Genomic DNA, 25,416 nt, shown 5'->3' on the forward strand with positions numbered 1-25,416 from the left:
GGATCGTTGTGATCGCTCCAGACGGAATATGTCTGGCAATCTGGTATTGCTACTCAAAGGAATACTCCTGACGAGGAGTATTCATATTACTGGCTGTGTTTCGGCACGCTGTTGAGTTCTCAAAGAACACGCGCTCACCGGTTCCATTCTCCGTTTCCGGAGAGTTTCTCTCGGGGCTTGTGTTGAAAGCTTAGCTCGTTCGTTTTCGCTTTGTCAAATCGGCCGTTTGTCTAACACTGTCGGCGATTCAGGCTCCGCGCAAACTCGCTTCGCATTCAGTTTTTGGCTTGGTTCAGAAGTTATCCGAGTGGCTTTTCCGGTGTCAAATCGGGGTCTTTTCGGATCCCGGACAGCACGGTAGGCCGCGTATTTACTTCTGGGGGTTTGACGCCGTGAGACTTTACCCGGCCCGATCCGCGGTGTCAACCGCTCGTTCCGGGATCTCGCTTGCGACTTGGAGAAAGTTACTCACGGGGAGGATCAAAGTCAAATCGCCTGGTCAGCGGGCTGCTTGATCGGCACGGACGGGGACGGAGCAGCCGGCTTGGCTCCGACCGGACGCGGCCGGAGCCACAGGGAGATGGAACGGAGTCCCTCCATCGCCTTCACGATCTGGTCCGGCGCGGCCGCCTGGCGGGTGGCCAGCGGGACCAGGTCGTAACCCCAGACGCCGAACTCCTTGAGGACCGTCACCGGATCGTCACCGAAGTCGGCCGTCGCGGTCGCGGAGAACTCCAGGAACACGTGCGGCCGGTCGCGGCGCAGCAACCGGACGAGACCGGCCAACGCCCGATGACCGCGTCCAGGCGTGTCGACCCGCACGACGGAAAGCTTCATGCCCTGCACCAGGGCGATGTCCTCGAGTTCCTTGTCGAGGCGCACCGACCGGACCTTAGGCGCGTTCTCCGGCGCATCCGGTGCCAGCGGCGACACGGACACACCGCCGGTCAACGTCGGTGCGGCCGCCAGCTCGCCAGCGCTCTCCCACGCCGCGCCCTCGATCACCGTCAGGCGATCGGCCACGGCGGCCGGCAGGTTCGCCGAGACGTTGTGCCTCAGCAGAGCGGCGGCCGACGGGTCCGGCTCCACGGAGACGACCGCGCCCATCAGGCCGAGGCGGGACAGCACGCGGATCGAGTGGTAGCCGACGTACGCGCCGACGTCGAGGAAGATCCCGTCCGGCTCCAGCACGGAGTCGAGCAGGTCGGCGAGCTCCGGCTCCCACACGCCGTTGGACGACAGCAGCGGGAGCATGAACGCGTCGTCGGACGGCAGCCGCAGCATGCCCGCGTCGCACAGCACCAGCGACGACCGCACTCCTGGCGCGTCGCCGGAGGCCTCGTGCTGGCGGACCACGACGCGCCGGAGCGCGTCCGCGGTCTGTTGTGCCTGGTGGGCGGTGCGGATGGCGGCGTCCAGGCGCGAGTCCCGTTCGCGGAACACCTCGACGACCTTGGACTCCAGCCCGTCGATCCGGTCCAGGGTCCGGTCCAGCGCCACGGTGAGCTTGTCGATGCGCTCGGCCAGCACCTCGGTGGACTTCGCGCGCTTGGCGGCCTCGGCGACGACGGCGTCCTCGATGTCGCGCATCCGCCGGCCTTGCCCGGCCATGTCGGCGCGGACGCGCACGACGCCGTCGTCGACGCCGATCAGCTGGTCGCCGAAGTGCGACTGGCGTTCGGCGACCTGTTCGACCTCGGCGCGCAGCAGTTCCAGCTCGCCGGCTCCGACGCCGGCCTTGAGCGCGTCCTGCCGGACGACGAGCTCGGACACCGTGCGCTCGACCCCGTCGATCAGGGTGTGCAGCACCTGGCGCATGTGGTTGTCGTAGTGGTCCAGCGCGCGCAGGACGACCTTGCGCAGTGCGGGTGCCATCGGCGTGCGGTGGGGGCCGTCCACGGTGGGCTGGCGCAGTAACGCGTGCTTGGCCGACTGGAGCGCGAGCATCGGGTCGACCTCGGGCTTCGGCTTCGGCCGGCGCGCGCGCCATCCCCGGTACGCGTGCTCGACGCGTTCGCGAAGGACCTCGCTCACGCGCGAAACAGAGCGCACGGCCAGCACGTGTTCACGTGCGGCTTCGCCCAGTGCAGCAGCAGTCGGCAGGTCGTCGGCCAGTGAACGCAACAGTCGCGAGGCGGCCTGCACGTCCGGTTCGGCGCCTTGGTGACACGGCACGAGAACCGCCGTCTTGCCGAACAGCTCCGCGACGGCACCGTGGTCGGACGCGACGATCGGCACGCCCTGGACGGCGAGCTCGGCCAGTCGCAACGCGATCCGGTCGTCCGCTCCGCCGCGGTGCAGCGACACCACCGCGTCGGCGCCCAGGCACACGCCGAGGTCGTCGACGAGGGAGATCCGCTGGTCAGCGGCGGTGGCGAGGCGCAGTCGCTCGGCCGCCTCGGGGTGGTCGAACGCGCCGGACACCGCGATGCGCAGCTCGACGTCCGTTCGATCGGGGAACGCGGTCAGGAACGCGGACACGGCGCCGAGCACGTTGCCGGGCCGGTCGAGCTCGTGGTCCGCGATCGCCGCGAACACCACCACTTCGCCGGGCGTGTGCTCACGCGCGCCGACGTCGTGCACCGGCACGGGCACCACACGCACGATGGGGCCGCCGATGCGTTCGGCGGCAACGCGCGACACGTCGGACGACAGCCACAGCTCGTTCACGCCCGTGCGGTCGTCCGCGGCCGTGGCGTCCAGTGCGACCTCGACGACGAAACGGCCCGAGGGCACTTCATCGTCTGGAGAAGTGCGCACGACGACGGGATAGCCGGCGGACGTCGACACCGGCAGACCGGACGCGCGCGCGGCGGCGAGCATCCGTTCCGCGAGCGGTCCGGAGCCCACGACGGAGACACCGAGCTGGTCGAGCAACGCCGGGCCCTCGGACCGTGGCTGTGGCACGGCGGGCACGGGCAACCGTCCGGACGCGACACCCACACCGGCGCACCACTCGCGCCACGCGTCGGCGTCCGCACCGAACGGCGCGGGGAACTGCTGACGCAACGCCGGGTCGGCGCGCCACACGGCGTCGGCCCAGCGCGTGCCGCCGTGCTCGGTCGGTTCGCACGCCCAGATGAGGAACCCGCCGCCACCGTCCTCGCCGAACGCCGGCGGCGGGGTCGGCACGCAGGCGCGGTAGTCGGCGCGCAGCTCGGACGGGATCTGCGTCCCGTCGATGAGGGCGCCGAACCGGTACGGCACGGGTGCGACGGTCCAGCCGGACCGCACCAGTTCGGCGCGGTAGGCGGTGCAGAGCTCGGCGACCTCGGGGTGTTCCGAGAGCAGCACACGGGGACGTTCGGCGAAGTCGGCGGACAGCAGCCACGGCCGCCGTGGGTCGAACCCGCGGAAGTGGACCGTGAGCAGGTCCTGGCCGACGACGGCCAACGTGCCGGACTCGGTGCGGTGCAGCGGCCGGTCGGCGAGGTTCCACGCCGATAGTCCGACCCGTGCGTCGCGCACGACGTGATGGGGCACGATCGCCGGCATGTCCAACGACCCGAGGTAGGGCTCGGCGCCCTCCCCGACCGCGATGAAACCGGGGTCGAACGCCCCCACCTCGTGCAGCTCGGCGGCACCGGGCTGGAGCCCGTCGGACGGCAACGGCCGCAACGTGCGCGGCAGCAGCACGACCGGTGCGGTGCGCAGCGCCTCCAGCACGAGCTTGGTCAGCGACCCGAACACCTGCACCCACGGGTCGAGGTACAGCACGGGCATGCCCTGCGACAGCAGCGCCTCCAGCAGCCTCGGCAGCATCGCGGCCTTGAGCGCGGGGGCGTCCAGCGACGTCGCGAGCTCGTGCAGCTCGTCCTCGGTCACGCCGATGTCCAGCGGTGTCATCAGGCCGGGCCCGGTGTGCTCCGGCTGGGCGTCCACGACGAGCGCCACGAAGCGCCCCTCGGGGTGTTCGGCCAGGAACGAGCCGGACAGGACCTTGACCGCGGGCAGCTCCGCCGCCGTGGCGACCGTGCAGGCGCAGATCGTCGGCTGGAACTGGGGTACCTCTGTCACGGAGAGCAACGTATCGGCCTCACAGCACGGGAAGAAGAGTGCGCAACTCGTACGGGGTGACGCTTCGACGGTACGCGTCCCACTCCGTCCTCTTGTTGCGCAGGAAGAAGTCGTAGACGTGCTCGCCCAAGGCCTCGGGGAGCAACTCGGAGTTCTCCATCTCGGTGAGCGCCTCGCCGAGGTTCTGGGGCAGGTTGGCGTAGCCGGCGGCACGCCGTTCCCGGTCCGTGAGCGACCAGACGTCGTCCTCGGCGGGCGGCGGCAGCTCGTAGCCCTTCTCGATGCCCTTGAGGCCGGCGGCCAGGATCACCGAGTAGGCGAGGTACGGGTTGCAGGCGGAGTCGAGCGAGCGCACTTCGACGCGACGCGACGACGACTTGCCGGGCGAGTACATCGGCACGCGGACCAATGCGGAGCGGTTGGCGTGACCCCAGCACACGGCCGTGGGTGCCTCGCCGCCGACGATGAGCCGCTTGTAGGAGTTGACCCACTGGTTCGTGACGCCGGAGATCTCGCGCGCGTGCTTGAGGATGCCCGCGACGAACTGCTTGCCGATGTCGGAGAGCTGGTACGGGTCCTCTTCGTCGTAGAAGGCGTTGCGGTCGCCCTCGAACAGCGAGAAGTGCGTGTGCATGCCCGAACCCGGCTGGTCCGTGAACGGCTTGGGCATGAACGAGGCGCGCACGCCCTGCGTGATCGCGACCTCCTTCACCACGTAGCGGAACGTCATGACGTTGTCCGCCATGGTCAGGGCGTCGGCGTAGCGCAGGTCGATCTCCTGCTGGCCGGGCGCGCCCTCGTGGTGGCTGAACTCGACGGAGATGCCCATGGCCTCCAGCGCCTCGATGGCGTGGCGGCGGAAGTGCGTGGCGGTCTCGTGCGAGGTCTGGTCGAAGAAGCCGCCGTTGTCGGCGGGCTCGGGCTCGCCGCCGTGCCCCGGCAGGTCCTTGAGCAGGAAGAACTCGATCTCGGGGTGGACGTAGCAGGTGAAGCCGGCCTCGCTGGCCTTCGAGAGCGTGCGGCGCAGCACGTGGCGCGGGTCGGCCCACGACGGGGAGCCGTCCGGCATGGTGATGTCGCAGTACATCCGCGCCGAGTAGTTGCTGCCGTCCGGGGTCTGCCACGGCAGCACCTGGAAGGTGGACGGGTCGGGCTTCGCCACCATGTCCGACTCGTAGACGCGGGCGAAGCCCTCGATCGCGGAGCCGTCGAAGCCGATGCCCTCGCTGAAGGCGCCCTCGAGCTCGGCCGGTGCGACCGCCACGGACTTCAAGAAGCCCAGGACGTCCGTGAACCAGAGCCGGACGAACCGGATGTCGCGTTCCTCGAGCGTGCGGAGCACGAACTCCTGCTGGCGGTCCATATGCGGCAGCTTAAGGGCTGACGACTCTCTACGATCAACGCATGTCGGCACGTTGGTTGTTGGTTTGCGCACTCGCCCTGCTCACGAGCTGCACGTCCGGTGGAGATCTCCCCGATGGTGCGACCTTGCTCTCCCAGTCGGCCGAGTCGATGCGCTCGGTCAAGACGGTCCACTTCACGATCAAGGTGGACGGCGAGCTCCCGGACGTGCCGGTGAAGGACGCCGACGGCGACCTCACGGCGGCCGGTGACTCGAAGGGCACCGCCAAGGTCACGTTCGGCGGGCAGCTGTTGTCGATCGAGTACGTGCTGACCGGCGGGAACCTGCACTTCAAGGGCCCGACCGGCGGGTTCACCAAGCTGCCGGCGGCGTTCGCGGGGCAGGTGTACGACCCGTCCGCGATCCTGAACCCGGACAAGGGCGTGGCCAAGGTCCTGGCCAGCGCGAAGGACGCGAAGACCAAGTCGTCCGGTGACGTGTCGGTGGTCGAGGCGACGGTGCCGAAGGACGTGGCGGCCGGGCTGGTGCCGGGCATCTCCGCGGACGTGAAGTCGACGTTCTCGATCGACGGCGACAAGAAGCTGAAGAGCGCGTTGTTCGAGCTGCCCGGCGGGCAGAAGGTCGACATCGGACTCACGGACTTCGACAAGGCCGTCACGGTCACGGCTCCTGCGTAATGAGACGAGTCGCTCTCGCCGCGTCCGGCGCGGCCGTGCTGCTGGGGGCCCTCGACGCGTACGTGGTCGTCGGCGTCCTCACGGACATGGTGCGCGATCTCGGCATCGCGGTGAACGAGCTGGAGCAGGCGACGCCGATCGTCACCGGCTACCTGCTCGGGTACGTGGCCGGGATGCCGTTGCTCGGGCAGCTGTCGGACCGGCTGGGACGGCGGTTCGTCCTGCAGGTGTCGTTGCTCGGGTTCCTGGTCGGGTCGGTCGTCACGGCGCTGGCCGGGGACGTGCCGCTGCTCGTGACCGGCCGCGTGGTGCAGGGCCTGGCCGGTGGCGCGCTGCTGCCGGTGACGATGGCCCTGGTCGCGGACCTGTGGGAGGAGAACCGCAGGTCGTCGGCGCTCGGCACGGTGGGCGCGGCGCAGGAGCTCGGGTCCGTGCTCGGCACGCTGTACGGGATCGGGGTCGCGACGCTGTTCAACGCGATGCCGTTGTTCGAGGCGTGGGAGCCGCAGAGCTGGCGTTGGGTGTTCTGGGTCAACGTGCCGTTGGCGGTCATCGCGATGGTGGTCGTGCAACGGACCGTGCCGAACACACGGCGCGAGGTGCGCATCGACGTCGTGGGCGGCGTGTTGCTGGCGCTTGCGTTGTCGTTGTTGGTGGCGGCGCTCTACAACCCGACGCCTGCCGAGGGCGTACTGCCGTCGTGGGGCTGGCCGGCGATCATCGCGGCGTCGGTGGTTCTCGCCGGGTTCTTCGTGTGGGAACGGCGTGCCTCGACGAAGCTGATCGACCCCGAGGGCGTGCAGTGGCGGCCGTTCTGGGCCGTGCTCGGTGTCTCGCTCGCGGCCGGTGCGGCGTTGATGGTGACGCTGGTGGACGTCGAGCTGTTCGCGCAGACAGTGCTGCGCAGGGACTCCGCGGCCGCGGCGACGCTGCTGACGCGGTTCCTGGTCGCGTTGCCCGTCGGCGCCGTGCTGGGCGGCTTCCTCGCGTCGCGGTTCGGCGACCGCTGGGTGTCCTTCGGCGGGCTCGCGCTCGCGTCGGTGTCGTACGTGTTCATCGCGCAGTGGCCCGCGGACGTCAGCGGGTGGGTTCTCACGCGTGACCTGGCCATCGCCGGTTTCGGGCTGGGGCTGGTCATCGCGCCGTTGTCCGGTGCCGTGCTGCGGGTGGTGCCCGCCGTGCGTCACGGCGTGGCGTCGGCGTTCGTCGTCGTCGCGCGCATGACGGGCATGCTCGTCGGCGTGGCGGCGCTGTCCGCGTGGGGACTGCACCGCTTCCGCGAGCTCACGGCAGGCCTGAACACGCCGCTGCCGTTCGGCGTCGAACCCGCTGAGTTCCAGCGGCAGATGGCCGGCTACCAGCGCGCGCTCACCGAGGCGCTGCTCACCGAGTACCACGAGATCTTCCTGATCACGTCGGTGATCTGCGCGCTCGGAGCGCTGGGATCGGTCCTCCTACCGGGCCGTCAGCAGACCGAGTCCGTCTCGGGCAGCCTCAGGTCCACCAGGTAGTTCGTGCCCACCCCGTCCACGCAGCCGATGCCCGCGAGGAACGCCGTGTGCTGGTTGCCGTTGTACGTCAGCAGCCGCGCGCCCAGTGCCTGCGCGAGGTCCACACCGGACTGGTAGGGCGTCGCCGGGTCACCGGTCGTCGACACCACCAGCACCTGCGGCAGGCCCTTCACCGTCGGCGGATGCGGTTCCGACGTGTGGGGGGCCGGCCAGAACGCGCACGGGCCGAGTGCGGTCTCGTCGGTCGGGACGGTGTCGTTGCCCAGCAGTTCCAACAGCCTCCGACGGTTGGACTCCAGGGTGGCGCGGTCCTTGACCGGCGGTTCGTCGACGCAGCGGATGGCCACGAACGCGTCCTGGATGCGGCTGTAGGTGCCGTCCTGGGCGCGGCCGAGGTACTGGTCGGCGAGCTGGAGCAGCGTGGTGCCCCTGTTCTGCCGCAGCTCCTGCAGGCCCTTGAGCGCGGTCTCCCACAGCCGGTCCGTGTACATCGCCTGGATGATGGCGGTGTTCGCGTCCGAGTGGGACAGCTTGCGGTCGCCGACCTGCAGCGGGGCCTTCTTGAGCGGTTCGATCATCTGCCGGAACTTCGACTCCGCGGTCTTGGTGTCCGTGCCGATGGGACAGTCGCGCTGGGCGCACCAGCCCGCGAACCGTTCGAACGACTCCTCGAAGCCCTGCGCCTGACGGGCCGACGCCGCCACCTTGTCGCCGTCGACCTCCACCGCGCCGTCGAGCACCATCGCCCGTACGTTGCGGGGGAACATCTCGGCGTACAACGTGCCGAGACGCGTGCCGTAGGAGTAGCCGAGGTAGCTCAGCTTCTTCTCCCCCAGCGCGGCGCGCAGCACGTCGACGTCGCGGACGACGTCCCTCGTGCCGACGTTGCGCAGCAGGTCGATGCCGCTGCGCTGGGCGCACTTGTCGACGAAGAACTTGTTCTCCGTCTCGACGGCGTTGGCGGTCTCGCCCTTGGGGCGCAGCCTTTGCGCGTCGCGTTCGGCGTCGGTCAGGCACTGCACGCGGGGCTGGCTCGCGCCGACTCCGCGCGGGTCGAAGCCCACCACGTCGAACCGTTTGCCGACCGGGTTGCCCGCCTGCATGTTCGCGACGTGCGCCATGCCGGAACCGCCGGGACCGCCGGGGTTCACCACCAGCGAGCCGACGCGCCGGCCCTGTTCGGTGGCGGGCCTGCGCAGCAGCCCCACCGTGATCGTCCCGATGTCCGGCTTCGCGTAGTCGAGCGGGACCTGCAGGCGCGAGCACTGGATGCCCTCACGCTCGAACAGGGTCTTGCTCTTCGCATCCGTCGCGTAGGGCTGGCACGCGCCCCACGCCAACGTCTGCGCGTAGAAGCGCTCCAGTCCCTTGCGCGCGGCGACGGGCGAGCCGTCGATGCGCGCGAACGACGTGGACGTGCCGAGGACGATGATCAAGGCGAACAGGGCCGCGATGACTCGGGATCGCCTCTTCGTCATTAGGCGCACCGGGTTCCGTCAGCGGGCAGGGTCTGGTCGATCAGGTACTTCACGCCGGCGTCGTCCACGCACTTCTCGCCCTGGAGGAAGACCGTGTGCTGCACGCCTTCGAACGTGAGCAGCCGCGAGTTGAGCGCCTTGGCCAGGTTCACGCCCGCCTGGTACGGCGTGGCGGGGTCCCCGGTCGTGGAGATGACCAGCAGCGGCGGGATGCCGTCGGCCTTGGGCGGTTCGGTGCGGGCCGTCACCGGCACGGGCCAGAACGCGCACGAGTCGAGCGCCGCGCCGGCCGGGTTCCCGTCGTCGAGGAACGGCGCCGCGGCCTTGTAGGCCTTCGCGGACTCCAGCAGCGCGTTCTTGTCCGTGAGGCGCGGGTCGTCGACGCAGTGCACGGCGTTGAACGCGTCCGTGATGGTCGAGTACTGGCCCTGGTCGTCGCGGTCGTAGTAGGCGTCGGCCAGTGCGAGCAGCACCCGGCCCTTGCCGTTCTTCAGCTCCGTGAGGCCGTTGAGCAGGACCGGCCACAGCTGCTCCGAGTACAACGCCTGGATCGTCGCCGTGATGGCGTCGTTGTAGGAGAGCTTGCGGTCGCCCACGACGACCGGCTTCTGGATCAGCGGTGTCGTGAGCTGCCGGAAGCTCGTGTTCGCGTCGTCCGCCAGCGGGCAGTCGCCCTTCTCGCGGCACCACTTCACGAACTCGTCGAACGCCTTCTGGAAACCGGCCGCCTGGGCGACCAGGGACGCGAGCGGGTCCTGAGCAGGGTCGACGGCACCGTCGAGGATGAGCGCGCGCACGTTCTGGGGGAAGGTCTCGGCGTACTCGGTGCCTATGCGGGTGCCGTACGAGTAGCCGACGTAGCTCAGCTTCGCGTCGCCGAGCGCAGAGCGGAGGACATCCATGTCCTTAACTACGTCCCGCGTGCCCAAGTTGGCGAGCATTGATGCACCGAATTTTGTCCCGGCGGCACACTTCTCGGCATACGCCTTGTTCTCTTGCTCCGTTTGGGCGATTCCGGCCGGGCTGGTGTCCAGATCGAGGTCCAGCCGCTCCTCGTCGCGCTCCGGTCCGGTGAGGCACTGGACCGCCGGTTCGCTCGCCCCGATGCCCCGCGGGTCGAACCCGATCAGGTCGAAGCGCTTGCCGAGGTCGGTCTTGCGGTAGTCGGCGACCATGCCCGCGGCGGCCGCCATGCCGGACGCGCCGGGACCGCCGGGGTTGATCAGCAGCGAGCCGATCTTCTGCCCGGTGGCCTTGTACCGCAGGACGCCGATCGTGATCGTGTCGCCGTCGGGCTTGGCGTAGTCGAGCGGGACCTGGGCGCGGGCGCACTCGACGTCGCGCTTGCTGCCGTACGCCTGCCTGCTGGACCCGGTCGTGGCGAAGGAGGCGCACTCCTGCCAGCCGAGCTGCTGGCCGTAGAACTTCTCGAGCCCGGCGGGGACGGTGCCCGCCGGACCGGCCTTCTCGAGGGAGACGCCCGGCTTGGCCCCTCCCTCGATGACCGACGTGCAGGACGCGAGCAGCGGAATGACGAGCAACACGCTCAAGAGACGGACCACAGCCCGATGGTATGGGAGATGATGAGGGCATGCCGCAGCTTCGGATCGCGCTCGCCCAGGTCAACGCCACTGTGGGCGATCTCAAGGGCAACGCTTCGCTGGTCGTGGACTGGACGCGCAAGGCCCGTGAGGGCGGCGCTCACCTCGTCGTCTTCCCGGAGATGGTGCTGACCGGCTACCCGGTCGAGGACCTGGCGATCCGCACGTCGTTCGCCCGCGCGTCCGCCGAGGCGCTGGAGGCGCTGGCGGTGTCGCTGGACTCCGCGGGTCTGGGCGACGTCGCCGCGGTCGTCGGCTACCTGGAGCACGACTCGGTGGGCCCGCGCAACGCGGCGGCCGTGCTGTCCGGCGGACGGGTCGTGGCCCGTCAGTCGAAGCACCACCTGCCCAACTACGGCGTGTTCGACGAGCGGCGCTACTTCAAGCCCGGTTCGTCGCTCGACATCGTGCGGGTCAACGGCGTCGAGGTCGGCATGGTCATCTGCGAGGACCTGTGGCAGGACGGCGGCCCGATCACCGCGCTCGGTGACGCCGGCGTCGACCTCGTGGTCTCGCCGAACGCCTCCCCGTACGAGCGCAAGAAGGACGACCAGCGGCTGCCGCTCGTGGCCCGCCGCGCGGCCGAGGCGCACGCGCCGCTCGCCTACTGCAACCTCGTCGGCGGTCAGGACGAGCTCGTGTTCGACGGCGACTCGCTGGTGGTGGGTGCCGACGGCCAGCTGATCGGCCGCGCGCCGCAGTTCGTCGAGCACCTGATGTTCGTGGACTTCGACCTGCCCGGCGGCGGCACGTATCGAGAGGGCCAGATCGGCGACTTCGCCGTGCGCCGGGTCGTGCTGTCCGAGGCCGTGCCCGCCTACGAACCCCTGCCCGCGCCGCGCGTGTTCGAGCCGCTGTCCGACGAGGCCGAGGTGTGGCACGCGCTCGTGACGGGTCTGCGCGACTACGTGCACAAGAACGGCTTCCGGTCCGTGGTGCTCGGTCTGTCCGGTGGCATCGACTCGGCCGTGGTGGCCGCACTGGCCGTGGACGCGCTCGGCGCCGACTCCGTCTACGGCGTCTCGATGCCGTCGTCCTACTCGTCGGAGCACTCGCGTTCGGACGCCTCGGACATGGCCGTCCGGACCGGTCTGCACTTCACGACCGAACCGATCGGCGCGATGGTCGACGTGTACGTGTCGCAGCTCGGGCTGACCGGCCTGGCCGAGGAGAACATCCAGGCGCGGTGCCGCGGCATGCTGCTGATGGCGCTGTCGAACCAGCACGGCCACCTGGTGCTCGCGACCGGCAACAAGTCCGAGCTCGCCGTCGGCTACTCGACGATCTACGGCGACGCCGTCGGCGGCTACGCGCCGATCAAGGACGTGCTGAAGACGCTGGTCTGGGACCTCGCCCGGTGGCGCAACGCCGAGGCCGAGAAGCGCGGCGAGACCCCGCCGATCCCGGAGAACTCGATCTCCAAGCCCCCGTCGGCCGAGCTGCGCCCCGGCCAGGTCGACTCCGACTCGCTGCCGGACTACGAGCTGCTCGACGACCTGCTCGACGACTACGTCGAGGGCGACCGCGGCTACGACGACCTGCTGGCGGCCGGGTTCGCGCCCGAACTGGTGGACCGCGTGCTGCGGATGGTGGACAAGGCCGAGTACAAGCGTCGGCAGTACCCGCCGGGCACGAAGATCTCGAACAAGGCGTTCGGGCGGGACCGGCGGCTGCCGATCACCAACGGGTGGCGCGAGGGCTGACGCCGCCCCCACCTGCAGGAGTGGAGTCTGCTCCACCGCGCGTCCGCACCCCGCCCGGATACGTTTTCACCATGAAACGGATCTGGGCGGCGTTCGTCTACCTGGCGTCGGGGCTGCTGACGGCCATCGCGACGTGGCTCGCGGTCGGCGTCATGCTGCTGTCCGTCGTCATCCTGCCGTTGCTGCCGATCACCGCGCCGTACATCCGCCGCATCGTCGACCTCGACCGGCGGCGGCTCGCCCGCTACGCCGGGGTCGACCTCCCCTCGCCGCCGCCGCTCGACGGGCCGTGGCTGCACCGGGCCCAACGGGTGCTGGCCGACCCGGACAGCCGGCGGGACGGGATCTGGCTGATCACGCACGCCCTGTACGGCACGGCGTTCGGGGCGCTCGCCATCGGTCTCGTCGGGCCGCTCGTGCAGCAGCCGGTCGTGCTGCTGTTCTGGTGGGTGTTCCCCGGCGGCAACGAGAACTCGTTCGGCCTGCACGTCGACTCGTGGCCGAAGGCCCTGCTGAGCCTGCCGATCGGGATCGTGCTCGCGCTCGTCGTCACGCAGCTGCCGCGGCTCGCCGACCTCGACGCGAAGTGGGCGGAGAAGCTGCTGTCGCCGCCGAAGGCCTCGCTGGAGAAGCGGCTGGCCGAGGTCGTCGCCACGCGGGCCGCGGCGTTGCAGGCGCACGGGGCCGAGCTGCGGCGCATCGAGCGGAACCTGCACGACGGGACGCAGAACAAGCTGGTCGGCGTCGTGATGATGCTCGGCATCGCGGAACGGACGCTCAAGCAGAACCCCGACAACGCGTTGCAGGCGTTGCTGCGGGCGCAGGACGCGGCCGGGGACGCCCTGGAGGAGCTCAGGAACGTCGTGCGGAGCATCCACCCGCCGGTGCTGGAGGACCTGGGGCTCGACGGCGCGATCCAGGCGCTCGCCGCGCGGTGCCCGGTGCCGTGCGTGCTCACCGCCGAGCACCTGGGACGGTTGCCGGCGGCGGTGGAGGCGGCCGCGTACTTCGCGGTGGCCGAGGCGCTGACGAACGTGGCCAAGCACAGCGGTGCCCGGCACGCGTGGGTCAGTCTCGGCGTCGACGACGACAGGCTCGTGGTCGTGGTCCACGACGACGGCAAGGGCGGCGCCGACGAGAACCGGGGAACCGGACTCGACGGCATCCGCGGCAGGGTCGGCGCGCTCGACGGCACCGCGGACGTGAGCAGTCCCGAGGGCGGCCCCACCGTGCTCACCGTCTCGCTACCGATGGGAAAGTGACCTCATGCGCATCGTGATCGCCGAAGACGACGCCCTGCTCCGCGAAGGGCTGACGTTGTTGCTGCGCAACGAAGGCATCGAGGTCGCCGCGGCGACCGACAACCCGGACGACTTCCTGGTGGCCGTCGCCGAGCACGAGCCGGACATCGCCGTCGTCGACGTGCGGATGCCGCCGACGTTCACCGACGAGGGCCTGAAGGCCGCCGTCGAGGCGCGCCGCAGGCACCCGAAGCTCGCCGTGCTGGTGCTCAGCGCGTGGGTCGAGCAGAGCTACGCGCACGAGCTGCTCGCCGGCACCAACGGAGGCGTCGGCTACCTGCTCAAGGAACGCGTCGGCAAGGTCGCGGACTTCCTCGACTCGCTGCACCGAGTCGCGAACGGCGGCACGGCGCTCGACCCCGAGGTCGTGTCGCAGCTGCTGGTGCGGCGCAAGGCCGACGACGCGCTCAGCGTGCTGTCACCGCGGGAGCGCGAAGTCCTCGGCCTGATGGCGGAAGGCCTGTCGAACACCGCCATCGGCGAGAAGCTCGTGCTCAGCGCGGGCGCCGTGCACAAGCACATCGGCAACGTCTTCCTGAAGCTCGGCCTCAACAGCGAGGACGGGTCGGGGGACCGCCGGGTGCAGGCCGTGCTGGCGTACCTGGATCACTGAGGCAGCGGCGGCGCCCAAACCAGGCGCCGGATCAGGCAGAACGGGTGCCCGGCCGGGTCGGCGTAGACGTCGCCGCCGAGGCTCACGGCCCCCAGCGCCACCACGCGCGGCCCGGCCTCCGCCGGGTCTTCGACCATGACGTCGAGGTGGAACTGCTGCGGCACGTCCGGGTCGGGCCAGGTGGGCGGCCGGTGGCCGGGCGCCCGCTGGAAGGCCAGGCCGGACGACGTGTCGTCGTCGGCGACCACCACCCAGTCGTCGCTGCGGTAGGTGATCGGCTGCCCGAGCAGCGCCGAGTAGAACGCGGCCAGAGCGGCCGGGTCGGGGCAGTCCAGGACCACGTGGTGCCGGCGCCCGATCATTGGGGCCGCACGAACGGGAACAGCACGGTCTTCACAGGAGGCCGTGCTTCCGCGCATATGCGGGAAACCCTGGTCCTGTGCACGGAAGTCTCATGTCGCTACCGCGCAGCATGTCGATGATGTTGCCCGCGCCCGTCTCGGTCAGCTTGCCGTCACGGCACGACTGAGCGAGCAACCAGATGGTGCCGTGAACCTCAAGACCGTGCGCACGCGCCACCTTGGTCGCTTTGCTGTCATCTGTCAGCGCTACGCCGTCGAGCAGCTCGCTGGCCGCGAACACGCTTGCTTCACCGTGGTCGCGATCGGACGTACCGATCGCCCGCGACCACTTCCTGAAGAGAAGTATCGAGTGGATTTCGTCCAGCGCTTCGACGTGCAGCCACGGAAGGTCGAGAGCATTGCGGAGAAGTGGGTAGTTCTCCGCACCACGGCTGATTTCGTCTTTGACAATCACCGTGGTCCAGCAGTCCCGGCTGCTCAGAAGATCGCCCAGCACGTCAAGCCGTTCGATCAAGGCGAAGTGCGTCAGGCACATGGTGTCCAAGACCAGCGGCGAGTTGCGCGTCATGGCGCCACTTCGTCATCGGAGGCTATTGGCAGGTCGTTCTCCACGACCTGCCCGTGCATGAGTTCCACCACGCGCGATGATGTCAGCAGGTTTCGCTTGTACGCCTCCATTACGGCCTTGGCGTAGTCACGAGGAACTCGGATGGCATCGAGGTCAGGTTGAGGAGCCCAACCGACCGCGTCCATCAACTCGGCTTTGGTCGGTGTCCGCTGCCGCCACAGCCGCCCCTCACCCGCGTCGATGATCTCGACCAGCTGCGCCTGGCGAATCGCCAGTGACCACGAGGTGCGGTACCGGGCCGCCAACTCGACGAGATCCTGCCGACCGTTCGCCTTGGCCACCACGTCGGAGGGCAACAGCAACTCAGCTGCGAACGCGTCGACCACCGCTTCCCGGTCGCGAAGAGACGCGTGGACTCCAATGTCGTTGGAGTAGGGATCTCCGAGCACCATGTGTCCGAGCTCGTGCGCCGCAGTCGCTCGACGGCGGCCGGGATCGGTGGAGGAACTGACCACCGCCACGGCGAGTTCGTCGTCGACCACCATCGACGCGCCGTCACCTCGCAGATCGGCGACGAGAACGAACTGTCCCTGCCGTTCGCAGAGGTCCATCAACGTCTCGATCGGCTCCAGGCCCAGGCCCGCATCCCGTCTGATCTCCAACGCGACACGCCTCGCATCGTCTTCGGCCGCAACGGCACCCTGGCAGCGGTGCGGTTCGCGGGGTGCCAGCGTGCCCAGGTCGATGAGTTGCCGGACATCTCGCGCCCACGCCTCCAGACGGGCTTCCAGGCGATACGCCTGCCTGCCCGCGTCCGTGGCGGTGTCCTCGCTCAGTTCGGCGCGCCTGGACAACACCGCGGGAGCGGTGTGGAGGAAATAGTCCAGAGGAACGTCCAGCGCGGCCGCGAGCTTGGTCAACTCGAGGGCGTCCACCTTCCGCGTGCCTGCCTCGATCTTCGCGATCATGGTCCGATCGAGCATCAGGGCCGCACCGAGCTCTGCCTGGGAGAGACCAGCACCGATTCGGGCATCGCGCACGCGCTCGCCCACCTGGCTCCACCCTCGCACCTCGGTCATGGTGCGATTTTCGCACATGTTGATAGCTGTGTCACAGTTGGCCAAGAATCTTGACTGATGTGGTGACTCTCAGGTCGGCCGCACGAACGGGAACAGCACGGTCTGCCGGATCGACGTACCGGTCAGCATCATCAGCAACCGGTCGACGCCCATACCGAGCCCGCCGGTCGGTGGCATGCCGTGCTCCAGCGCCCGCAGGAAGTCCTCGTCCAGCTCCATCGCCTCGACGTCACCGGACGCGGCCTTCAGCGACTGCGCCTCCAGCCGTCGCCGCTGTTCGAGCGGGTCCGTCAGCTCCGAGTAGGCCGTGCCGATCTCCGCGCCGAACGCCACCAGGTCCCAGCGTTCCGCCAGCCGCGGGTCGACGCGGTGCTGCCGGGTCAGCGGGGACACCGAGGTCGGGAAGTCGGTGTAGAAGGTCGGCCCGACGGTCGAGGCCTCGACGAACGAGTCGTACGCCTCCTGCACCAGCTGCCCGTGGTCCCAGTCGTCGTTGATCTCGACCCCGCGCGCCGACAGCAGCGACCGCAGCTCCGCGACGGAGGTGTCCGGCGTGACGGACGCGTCCAAAGCCGACGACACCGCCGTGTAGACCGGGATCACCGGCCACTCCCCCGAGATGTCGAAGACGCCGTCCGGCCGTTGCGCGACCTCGGCGCCGAACGCCTCACGCGCCGCGTGCTGGATCAGCGTGCGCACCAGGTCGAGCATGACCCGGTAGTCCGCGTAGGACTGGTAGGCCTCCAGCATCGTGAACTCGGGGTTGTGGGTGGCGTCCGCGCCCTCGTTGCGGAAGTTGCGGTTCAGCTCGAAGACCCGGTCCACGCCCGCGACGCACAGCCGTTTCAGGTACAGCTCCGGCGCGATCCGCAGGTACATGCGCATGTCGTAGGCGTTGATGTGCGTGACGAACGGACGGGCGTTCGCGCCGCCGTGCACCGCCTGCAGCATCGGCGTCTCGACTTCCAGGTACGAGTGCGCGTGCAGGAACTCCCGCACGCTGCGGATCACGTCGCTGCGCAGCTTCAGCAACGCCGCCGAGTCGGCGTTCACCACCAGGTCGAGGTAGCGCTGGCGGACGCGCGCCTCCGGGTCGGTGAAGCCCTTCCGCTTGTCCGGCAACGGGTGCAGGCACTTCGCCGTCATCGTCCACGACGACACCAGCACGGAGATCTCGCCGTGGTCGGACTTGACGACCTGCCCGGTCACGCCGACGTGGTCGCCGAGGTCGACGTCGGACTTCCACGACGCCAGCGCGTCGCCCAGCGAGTCCACCGACAGCATCAGCTGGATCTCGCCGCCGAAGTCCCGGATGCGCGCGAAGCAGAGCTTGCCCATCTCCCGCAGCGCGACCACGCGCCCGGTGACCGACACGTCCTCGCCGAAGCGTTCCCGTGCGGCGGCGAGGAGGTCCGTGCGCTCGAAGCCCACCGGGTAGGGGTCGACGCCCTCGGACATCAGCCGTTCGACCTTCGCGATCCGCACCCGGACCTGCTCCGGCCGCCGCACGGCCTTCGGTTCGACCCGGATCGCGTCGATCTCGGCGACCTTGGCCGCGAAGTCGTCGCTGACGTCCGTCTTCTGCAACGCCCGCTTGCGCAGCGACCGCAGCGAGGGCACGAAGCCCTCCGCGATCCCGGCGGCGATGCTAACCCGCGGCAACGACCGCGACCGCTCGTAGCAGAAGAACCGCGGTTCCCAGTCCGGCAGGTACTTGGCGTTCGACCGGTAGAGCGACTCCAGCTGGAAGAACCGCGACGCGAGCGACAGCACGCTCCGCCACGCCCGCAGCACCGGTCCGGCGCCGATCTTCTCGCCCTCCTCGAACACCGCGCGGAACATCGCGAAGTTCAACGAGATCCGCTGCACGCCGAGGTGCCCGGCGGCGCCCGCGAGCTGGGCGACCATGTACTCGTTCAGGCCGTTCTCCGCCGCCCGGTCGCGGCGCATCAGGTCGAGCGACACGCCCCGACGCCCCCACGGCACGAACGACAGCAGTCCGCGCAACGCGCCCGAGGCGTCGTAGGCCTCGACCATCACGCACCGGCCGTCGCTCGGATCTCCCAGGCGCCCCAACGCCATCGAGAACCCGCGTTCGGTCTCGGCGCCGCGCCACGCCTCCGCGCGGTCCAGGATGGACGCCATCTCGTCCGGCGCGATCTCGCTGTGCCGGCGGACGAGCGTGGTGTACCCGGCGCGTTCGACGCGGGACACGGCCTGGCGCAGCCCGCGCCGTTCCGGACCGGCGAGGTTGAACTCGCGGACGTCGAGGATCGCCTCGTCGCCGATCTCCAGCGCCTTGAGGCCCGCGTCGGAGTAGACCTGCGCGCCGCGTTCGGACGCGCCGAGCACGCCCGGCATCCAGCCGTAGGTCCGCGCCTCGGACAGCCACGCCAGCACGGCCTCGGGCCAGGCCTCCTCGTCGCCGATCGGGTCGGCCGACGCCAGCGTGACGCCGCCGATCACCCGGTAGGTCAGCGCCGCCCGGCCGGACGCCGCGAAGACCACGCTCTTGTCGCGCCGCGTCGCGAAGTAGCCCAGCGAGTCCGGTTCGCCGTCGGCCGCGAGCAGCCTGCGCACCTCGAGCTCCTGGTCGCCGGTGATCATGCTCTGGGTGCGGACGCCGCGGAAGAACAGGTACAGGGCGCGGATCGCGACGAGCGTGCCCAGCAGACCCAGCACGACGCTGAGCCACTGCGGGCCCTCGGGGATGTCGAGCCTGCCCAGCCGGACGACCTCACCCGTCGCCTGGTTCGCCGCCCACGCGAGCTTGTCGGTCTGCTCGACGAGCCTGCCCGGGAAGAACTCGGTGAGGCCCCACCCGAGCGCGACCAGCGCGATCATGCCCGCCACGAACGACGCAAGCGCTTGCTTCCACGCGCCGCGCGGCAGCCGGGCGGGGAACGCCTCCCGCACCGCGACGAGCAGCACCACGAACAGCACCGACGTCGTCACGCCGACACCGAGGAACGCCCAGTGCGGTTTCTCGCCGGGGTCCAGGATTTCTTCAGGTGCCAGGGCCAGGATGACCATGATGAAGCCGACCAGTGCCAGGCCGATGACCTGGAACAGCAGCAGCGCCCACAGCGCCGCCCGCTTGTGCCTTCTTAGGGCGGCGCCGAGCACGAAGAACACCATGGCGATGAAGAGGTTGCCGTCGATCGGCAGGCCGAAGAAGAACCCGATGCCGTCCGCGACGTCGGTGAACCAGCCGTCCTCCGGCAGGATCACCCGCAACAGCGACAGCACGCCCGCCAGCTGCACGATCGTCGCGATCGTGCCCGCGGTCTTCCACTTCCACGCCGGTGCCACATCAACTCCCGAGGTCGGCCGATGTCAGCCATGATTCCGTCTTCGGCTGGACGGGTGCATGTCGCGTCCTCCGGGCGTGTCGAACACCCCGTCGTCGTCCTGAGTTCGGGCCTCGGCGGCGCGTGGTTCGACTGGGACCGAACCATCAGGCTGCTCGAACCGCACGCGCGGGTGGTCGTGTTCGACCGGCCCGGCCTGGGTCTGAGCGGTCCCGCCCACCGCGGGCCGTCGCTGGCGCGCGAGGTCGCCGTCCTCGACGCCGTGCTGCGCGGCGTCCCGGAGGCGGTCCTCGTCGGGCACTCGATGGCGTCCCTGCACGTCGAGGCCTACGCGCGGCTGCGGCCGCACCGGGTCGCCGGGGTCGTGCTGCTCGACCCGGACACCGAGACGCCGGGCGCCGGAGCGCCGTTCGACGTGCCGGCGGTGGTCGCGCAGGGCATGCGGGCGTTCGGCAGCCGCTGGCTCGGCGCCCGCGTCACGCGCCGGTTCGGGCACTCGTTCCGCAACCTGCTGACCGCCGCCTCGACGCTGGGGGTGACCGACCCCGCGCCCGCCGACCTGGTCGAGCTCGTCTACCGGCGGCCCGGCGTCGGGCGGGCCGCGCTGTGGGAGCTCGCCTCGTACCCCGGTCAGGTGGCGACGCTGGAACGGCTGCGGAGGCGCCGCTCGTTCCCCCGCGTGCCGTTCCTGGTGCTCACGGCCGGGCGGAAGATCTGGCCGGAACACCGCTCGTTGGCCGCTCTCGTGCCGTGGGGGCGCAACGTGCCGGTGCCCGGCAGCCGGCACATGATCCAGATGGACCGGCCCGACGCCGTGGTGATGGCTGTGCGCGAGGTGCTGAAAGGACTGCCCGAATCGGTGCAGTGACGCACATCCGTTGTGAGGCCCGCCGCATCCGGTGCGCACCGGTGGCGAACGGTGCCACTCTGGTGCTCGGCAACCGTGCACCAAGCGCCCGGGGACCCGCCTAGGTGGGCCTCGAGGAAAGGAACGGTCGACGATGACCACTGCCGAAGTTTCCGCGCCCTACGGCTCCGGAGCGGGCCAGAAGCCCCCGGCCAAGCGCGTCCGCGTCCACCACCTCCGCGAGATGAAGGAACGCGGCGAAGCGTGGCCCATGCTCACCTCGTACGACACGTTCACCGCCTCGATCTTCGACGAGGCCGGCATCCCCGTCCTGCTGGTCGGTGACTCGGCGGCGAACACCGTCTACGGGCACGACTCCTCGCTGCCGGTCACGGTGGACGAGCTCGTCCCGCTGGTCCGCGCGGTCACGCGGTCGGTCAAGCGCTCCCTCGTCGTCGCCGACCTGCCGTTCGGCTCCTACCAGGTGTCGGTGGAGCAGGCCGTCGCGACGGCCGTCCGGTTCATGAAGGAAGGCCAGGCGCACGCGGTCAAGCTGGAGGGCGGCGCCTACTTCGCGCCGCACATCCGCGCGATCACCGCCGCGGGCATCCCGGTCATGGCGCACATCGGCTTCACGCCGCAGTCCGAGCACCAGCTCGGCGGCTACCGCGTGCAGGGCCGCCACGAGAACCACGACGTCGTGCTCCAGGACGCGCTGGCGGTGCAGGAGGCGGGCGCGTTCGCGGTCGTGCTGGAGATGGTGACCGCCGAGGTCGCGAAGCAGATCACGCACGACCTCGTCATCCCGACCGTGGGCATCGGCGCCGGTCCGGACACCGACGCCCAGGTGCTGGTGTGGCAGGACATGATGGGCCTGAACCGCGGCAGGGCGCCCAAGTTCGTCAAGCGCTACGCGGACATCGGCAACATCATGCTCGGCGCGGCGACGGAGTTCGCCAACGAGGTGCGCGGGCAGCAGTTCCCCGGTCCCGAGCACACCTTCCACTGATCGTCCGTCACGGGCGGGTCCAGACCTCCGGGTCCGGGCCCGCCGGCACGATCCCGGTCGGGTTGATGCCGTGGTGCGTGACGTAGTAGTGGCGCTTGATGTGGTCCCAGTCCACCGTGTCGCCGAACTGCGCGTAGAGGCGTTTCGCGTACGCCCACAGGTTCGGCATCTCCGTCAGCTTGTTCCGGTTGCACTTGAAGTGGCCGTGGTAGACCGCGTCGAACCGGACGAGCGTCGTCCACAACCGGATGTCGGCCTCGGTGAGCTGCTCCCCCACCAGGAACTCGTGCTCACGCAGATGAGCTTCGATCCGGTCGAGCTCGGCGAACAGCGCGGTGTACGCCTCCTCGTAGGCCTCCTGGGACGTGGCGAACCCGGCCTTGTAGACGCCGTTGTTGACGTGCTGGAAGATCGGCTCGATCCAGGCGTCGACCTCCTCGCGCAGGTGCTCCGGGTAGAGGGTGCTCTCCGGGCGCCACCTCAGGCTGAAGTCGAGGGTGAGCTGCGGGTAGTCGTTCGTGACGACCTCGCCGGTCGTGGTGTCGACCAGGGCCGGCACGGTGACGCGGCCGTCGTAGTGCGGGTCGGCCTTGGTGTAGGCCTGTTCCAGGAAGTCGATGCCGAGGACCGGGTCGGTCGTCGGGAAGCGCCAGCCGCGGTCGTCCCGGATGGGGTCGACGACGGCGAGCGAGATGTCCTCCTCGAGGTTCAGCAGCTTGCGGACGATCACCGCCCGGTGCGCCCACGGGCAGGCGAGGCTGACCACGAGCCGGTAGCGGCCGGGCTCGGGTTCCGGACGTGCGGTGAAGCGGTTGGCCTGCCGGACGAACGCGCCGGTGGCCGACGTCTCCTTCGTGAACTGGGCCATGTGTCCGACGATAGGCCCATGTACCCGGAGATCGAGCCCCACGCGTCAGGTCACCTGGACACCGGTGACGGCAACCTCGTGTACTGGGAGGAGTGCGGCAACCCCGGCGGCAAACCCGTCGTGTTCCTGCACGGAGGCCCCGGCGGCGGCTGCTCGCCGTCGCACCGCAGGCTGTTCGACCCGTCCGCCTACCGCATCGTCCTGTTCGACCAGCGCGGCTGCGGACGGTCGTTGCCGCACGCCTCGACGACGGGCGACCTGTCGTCGAACACGACCTGGCACCTCGTCGACGACATGGAACGGCTGCGCGCGTCCCTGGGCATCGATCGGTGGCAGGTGTTCGGCGGCTCCTGGGGCTCGACGCTCGCCCTCGCGTACGCCGAGAAGCACCCGGGCCGCGTCTCCGAACTGGTGCTGCGCGGCATCTTCACGCTGCGCGAGTCCGAACTGGACTGGTACTACCGCGGTGGGACGGCGAACATCTTCCCCGACCTGTGGGAGAAGTTCCTGGCACCGATCGCCGGCATGGACGGCGACCCGGTCGAGCTGTACGCGAAGCTGCTGGCCGACCCGGACCCCGAGGTGCACGGACCGGCGGCCGTCGCGTGGAGCACGTGGGAGGGCGCGACCGTGACGCTGCTGCCCCGCCCGGAGCTGGTGGCGGAGTTCGCCGTGCCGGAGTACGCGCTCGCGTTCGCGCGCATCGAGAACCACTACTTCGTCCACCACGGCTGGCTGGACGAGGGCCAGCTGATCCGGGACGCCGGGCGGCTGAAGGACATCCCCGGCGTGATCGTGCAGGGCCGCTATGACATGGCCACGCCCGTGGTCTCGGCGTGGGACCTGCACAAGGCGTGGCCCGGCTCGGAGCTGGTGATCGTGCCGGACGCCGGGCACGCCTACGACGAGCCCGGCGTCCTGTCCGCGCTGCTGGCGGCGACGGACCGGTTCCGCGACTAGCGCAAGCCGACCCACTTCGCGCCGGCCGTGGTGCAGGTCGCGACCGTCACCGACGAGGTGAGGCACTTGTTGGTGCCCACGTTGCGGAACTGGAAGGCCGACCCGCTCGGTACCCGGCGCCAACGCTGGTTGGCGCCGGACCCGCACGCCTGGCCGAGCACGTCACCCGCGCTGGTGGCGGACAGGCACCTGTCGGTGGCGATGTTGTGCGGCCAGTCGACACCGCCGCTGATCGGCACGATCCACCGCTGCTGGTCGGACACCTCGTTGCACGGCCTGAGCACCACGTCGGAGCCGATGTCGGCGAGGCACGACGTGGTGCCGGCGAGCTGGTAGACGACCACCGGTTCGGCGTAGGCCGGGAGGGCGGTGAGCGCGGTGGCTGCTGCGGCTGTCGCGATGATCGCGGCTAGTTTCCCCATGGGCGAGGATCTTGGCAGCGCACTCGGCCCGGCGAATCCACCTGGGGTTGGTCAACCCTGGCCGTAGCCCAGCGCCCTCGACAGGCTCTCGCGCGCCTCCACGAGTGACGGCCCGTACCAGGTCAGGTGCCTGCCGTTGACCAGCGCGTACGGCAGCCCGGGAAAGCTCTCCGGCCCGTCCTCGTGCGTGAACAGGTACGGCTCGTCCGGCAGCACGACGAGGTCGGGCCGCCGGTCGTTGATCTCCTGCAGCCCCGGCCGCGGGTACCGCTCCTCGTCGGACGCGTAGACGTTCTCGATCCCCAGCCGCCGCAACACGTCGGTGGCGAAGGTGTCCCGCCCGACGACCACCCACGGCCGCCGCCACACGGGAACCACCGCCGTGAGCGTCGGGGCCTTCGTCTCCCGCCACAGCTCTTCCGCCCGCACGAGCCACTCGGGTTCGAGGTCCCACGCGAGCCCGAACAGCCGCCGCAACGACCGCAACGCCATCGGCACGGTGGCGGGCGCCTCGGTCACCCAGACCCGGACCCCGTTGGCGCGCAAACGTTCCACGTCCTCCGGCCGGTTCTCCTCGGAGTTGGCGACGACGAGGTCCGGCTCCAACGCCAGCACCTTGTCGACGTCCGGGTACTTGGACCCACCCACTCGCGCAACGTCCAAACCGGACGGATGGGTGCAGTAGTCCGTGGCCCCTGCCAACGCCCCCGGCACGCTGACCGCGACGGCCTCGGTGATGGACGGCACCAGGCTGACCACCCGCTCGGGCCGGTCCAGCGGCACCGGCTCACCGAGGTCGTCGACGGGGAGCATCAGACGCCCGTGATCTTCAGTCCGGCGTGCGCCTTGTACCGGCGGTTGATGGCGATGAGGTTGGCCGTGAACGCCTCGACCTGGTGAGCGTTGCGCAACCGCCCGCCGTAGACCCCGCGGAACCCGGGCACCAGCTCGGCCAGCTCGCGAACGGTGTCCGTGGCCTCGCGGTCGTCCCCGAGCACCAGCACGTCCATGTCCACTTCGGACACGCTCAGGTCGGCCAGCAGCACGGCCGACACGTGGTGGAACGCGGCGGTGACCCGCGACTCGGGCAGCAACAGCTCAGCCTGCTGAGCCGCACTCCCCTCCACGACGGGCAGCGCGAACGGCCCCTGCTTGTCGAACCCGAGCGGGTTGACGCAGTCGATGACGATCTTCCCGGCCAACTGGTCCCGCAACGATCCGAGCAGGTCACCGTGCCCGTCCCACGGCACGGCGACGAGCACGATGTCGGAGTCGGCGGCGCAGTCGGAGTTGTCAGCCCCCCGAACATCACCACCGGCAACCGAGACGATCTCCTTGGCCGCCAGCTCAGCCCGCTCGGCACTGCGCGAGCCGATGATCACCTTGATGCCCGCCTTGGCCCACCGGATGGCGAGCCCCTTGCCCTGCGCACCGGTACCACCCAGGACGCCGACGGTGAGGTCACGAATCTCAGTCACCCCTGCATCCTCACACGAAGACCAGGACACGGGAGGACCAACGTGACCTTGCGCTCGAAGAACCAGCGACAAGAGGCAGTTGATCGAGGGCCAACGGCCCGAGCAGTCCGGAGCGACGCTCCGCCTCCGAGTCGATGCGGCGGGCATTTTTGCGGATGGCCCGCGAATAGTGTGCCAGTGCCCAATACATCCCGCTGCGTGTAATCTCTCCCGTTTGCGAATGGATCGTGACGATTCCACCGCACGGG

21 protein-coding genes are annotated in these 25,416 nt (G+C 69.8%); 8 read left to right on the top strand and 13 right to left on the bottom strand.

The window, feature by feature from the left end:
• Positions 1–486: 486 nt before the first annotated feature.
• Together VF330_RS10425 and VF330_RS10430 are read right to left on the bottom strand one after the other, a co-directional pair.
• Positions 487–4,017 carry an FkbM family methyltransferase gene (locus VF330_RS10425; RefSeq protein WP_330851323.1) on the bottom strand — a complete coding sequence of 1,177 codons (3,531 nt, stop codon included), beginning with the start codon at positions 4,015–4,017 and terminating at the stop codon, positions 487–489.
• A 19-nt stretch (positions 4,018–4,036) separates the two neighbouring features.
• A complete protein-coding gene (locus VF330_RS10430) occupies positions 4,037–5,380 on the bottom strand; it encodes a glutamine synthetase family protein (protein WP_330851324.1) in 1,344 nt (447 codons plus the stop codon).
• Between the two features lie 125 nt (positions 5,381–5,505).
• Here VF330_RS10430 and VF330_RS10435 point away from each other — a divergent pair, with 125 nt between their 5' ends.
• Together VF330_RS10435 and VF330_RS10440 are read left to right on the top strand one after the other, a co-directional pair.
• Positions 5,506–6,057 (top strand): LppX_LprAFG lipoprotein, encoded by a 552-nt coding sequence (locus VF330_RS10435; protein WP_330851325.1) that lies wholly within the window; start codon positions 5,506–5,508, stop codon positions 6,055–6,057.
• Positions 6,057–7,568: an MFS transporter gene (locus VF330_RS10440; RefSeq protein ID WP_330851326.1), complete on the top strand. Its 1,512-nt coding sequence runs from the start codon at positions 6,057–6,059 to the stop codon at positions 7,566–7,568. The genes VF330_RS10435 and VF330_RS10440 overlap by 1 nt, the downstream gene beginning before the upstream one ends.
• On the opposite strand, the gene VF330_RS10445 is transcribed toward VF330_RS10440, so the two are convergent.
• Together VF330_RS10445 and VF330_RS10450 are read right to left on the bottom strand one after the other, a co-directional pair.
• Positions 7,523–9,046 carry an alpha/beta hydrolase gene (locus tag VF330_RS10445; RefSeq protein WP_330851327.1) on the bottom strand — a complete coding sequence of 508 codons (1,524 nt, stop codon included), beginning with the start codon at positions 9,044–9,046 and terminating at the stop codon, positions 7,523–7,525. The two genes, VF330_RS10440 and VF330_RS10445, sit on opposite strands and share 46 nt — an antisense overlap.
• The gene (locus tag VF330_RS10450; RefSeq protein WP_330851328.1) at positions 9,046–10,608 is read right to left on the bottom strand and encodes an alpha/beta hydrolase; all 1,563 of its coding nucleotides are present in this window, start codon (positions 10,606–10,608) and stop codon (positions 9,046–9,048) included. The genes VF330_RS10445 and VF330_RS10450 overlap by 1 nt, the downstream gene beginning before the upstream one ends.
• A gap of 29 nt (positions 10,609–10,637) precedes the next feature.
• Here VF330_RS10450 and VF330_RS10455 point away from each other — a divergent pair, with 29 nt between their 5' ends.
• From VF330_RS10455 to VF330_RS10465, 3 genes are all read left to right on the top strand, one after another.
• Positions 10,638–12,350, top strand: coding sequence for an NAD+ synthase (locus VF330_RS10455; protein ID WP_330851329.1), 1,713 nt, complete (start codon positions 10,638–10,640; stop codon positions 12,348–12,350).
• 71 nt (positions 12,351–12,421) lie between these two features.
• On the top strand, positions 12,422–13,612 hold the full coding sequence (locus VF330_RS10460) for a sensor histidine kinase (RefSeq protein ID WP_330851330.1): 1,191 nt from the start codon (positions 12,422–12,424) through the stop codon (positions 13,610–13,612).
• A gap of 4 nt (positions 13,613–13,616) precedes the next feature.
• Positions 13,617–14,264, top strand: a complete 648-nt coding sequence (locus VF330_RS10465) for a response regulator transcription factor (RefSeq protein WP_330851331.1) — start codon at positions 13,617–13,619, stop codon at positions 14,262–14,264.
• Here the strand turns inward: VF330_RS10465 and VF330_RS10470 are convergent.
• From VF330_RS10470 to lysX, 4 genes are all read right to left on the bottom strand, one after another.
• Entirely contained in the window at positions 14,258–14,626 is a 369-nt protein-coding gene (locus tag VF330_RS10470; protein WP_330851332.1) for a VOC family protein, read from the bottom strand. The genes VF330_RS10465 and VF330_RS10470 overlap by 7 nt on opposite strands.
• Positions 14,627–14,657: 31 nt before the next feature.
• Complete coding sequence (locus tag VF330_RS10475) at positions 14,658–15,194, bottom strand: hypothetical protein (protein ID WP_330851333.1); 537 nt, start codon at positions 15,192–15,194, stop codon at positions 14,658–14,660.
• Positions 15,191–16,273, bottom strand: coding sequence for an XRE family transcriptional regulator (locus VF330_RS10480; protein WP_330851334.1), 1,083 nt, complete (start codon positions 16,271–16,273; stop codon positions 15,191–15,193). Before VF330_RS10480 ends, VF330_RS10475 begins: the two co-directional genes overlap by 4 nt.
• Positions 16,274–16,342: 69 nt before the next feature.
• Positions 16,343–19,585: a bifunctional lysylphosphatidylglycerol synthetase/lysine--tRNA ligase LysX gene (lysX, locus tag VF330_RS10485; RefSeq protein WP_330851335.1), complete on the bottom strand. Its 3,243-nt coding sequence runs from the start codon at positions 19,583–19,585 to the stop codon at positions 16,343–16,345.
• Positions 19,586–19,639: 54 nt separating this feature from the next.
• Between lysX and VF330_RS10490 the strand changes: the two genes are divergently transcribed.
• Positions 19,640–20,452 (top strand): alpha/beta hydrolase, encoded by an 813-nt coding sequence (locus tag VF330_RS10490; RefSeq protein ID WP_330851336.1) that lies wholly within the window; start codon positions 19,640–19,642, stop codon positions 20,450–20,452.
• Between the two features lie 133 nt (positions 20,453–20,585).
• A complete protein-coding gene (gene panB, locus VF330_RS10495) occupies positions 20,586–21,440 on the top strand; it encodes a 3-methyl-2-oxobutanoate hydroxymethyltransferase (RefSeq protein WP_330851337.1) in 855 nt (284 codons plus the stop codon).
• 7 nt (positions 21,441–21,447) lie between these two features.
• Here the strand turns inward: panB and VF330_RS10500 are convergent, their stop codons facing one another.
• On the bottom strand, positions 21,448–22,308 hold the full coding sequence (locus tag VF330_RS10500) for a glutathione S-transferase family protein (protein WP_330851338.1): 861 nt from the start codon (positions 22,306–22,308) through the stop codon (positions 21,448–21,450).
• Positions 22,309–22,326: 18 nt separating this feature from the next.
• On the opposite strand from VF330_RS10500, the gene pip reads away from it, so the two are divergent.
• On the top strand, positions 22,327–23,268 hold the full coding sequence (gene pip / locus VF330_RS10505; protein ID WP_330851339.1) for a prolyl aminopeptidase: 942 nt from the start codon (positions 22,327–22,329) through the stop codon (positions 23,266–23,268).
• Here pip and VF330_RS10510 read toward each other — a convergent pair.
• From VF330_RS10510 to VF330_RS10525, 4 genes are all read right to left on the bottom strand, one after another.
• Entirely contained in the window at positions 23,265–23,690 is a 426-nt protein-coding gene (locus tag VF330_RS10510; RefSeq protein WP_330851340.1) for an RICIN domain-containing protein, read from the bottom strand. The two genes, pip and VF330_RS10510, sit on opposite strands and share 4 nt — an antisense overlap.
• Before the next feature lie 51 nt (positions 23,691–23,741).
• The gene (locus tag VF330_RS10515; RefSeq protein WP_330851341.1) at positions 23,742–24,503 is read right to left on the bottom strand and encodes a helical backbone metal receptor; all 762 of its coding nucleotides are present in this window, start codon (positions 24,501–24,503) and stop codon (positions 23,742–23,744) included.
• Positions 24,503–25,168 (bottom strand): NADPH-dependent F420 reductase, encoded by a 666-nt coding sequence (npdG, locus tag VF330_RS10520; RefSeq protein WP_330851342.1) that lies wholly within the window; start codon positions 25,166–25,168, stop codon positions 24,503–24,505. The genes VF330_RS10515 and npdG overlap by 1 nt, the downstream gene beginning before the upstream one ends.
• 10 nt (positions 25,169–25,178) lie before the next feature.
• Positions 25,179–25,416: hypothetical protein (locus VF330_RS10525; RefSeq protein WP_330851343.1), on the bottom strand; the 238-nt coding region annotated here is incomplete at its 5' end.

This window comes from Lentzea sp. (genome assembly GCF_036380075.1).
GTDB lineage: Bacteria > Actinomycetota > Actinomycetes > Mycobacteriales > Pseudonocardiaceae > Lentzea.